The 212-nt window shown below is 59.4% G+C and carries 1 protein-coding gene; it reads left to right on the top strand.

All coding sequences use genetic code 11. The annotated features are described in order from the left end of the window. A partial coding sequence (locus DB48_RS20195; RefSeq protein WP_041509017.1) for a hypothetical protein occupies positions 1-212 on the top strand: 212 nt, incomplete at both ends.

The following is a 212-nucleotide window of genomic DNA, read 5'->3' as shown; positions in this document are numbered from 1 at the left end:
ACCATTACCGGCACCAACGACCTGCCGGTGCTCACCGTGGATGCCACAGGTGGTGTGACCGAAGATGCCAGCAACCCTAACCTGACCGACAGCGGCGCGCTCAGCTTCACCGATGTGGATGTCAACAACACCCACAGCGTCACCGAGGTCTACAACAATGACATCAGCTGGAGCGGTGGTGACCTCACCAACGTACTCAGCGCCGGCCAAAT

Origin of the sequence: Shewanella sp. cp20 (genome assembly GCF_000832025.1) — a bacterium.
Classification (GTDB): Bacteria; Pseudomonadota; Gammaproteobacteria; order Enterobacterales; family Shewanellaceae; genus Shewanella.
Note: the sequence above shows the minus strand (reverse complement) of the source record. Positions and strands in the feature narration are given on the sequence as shown.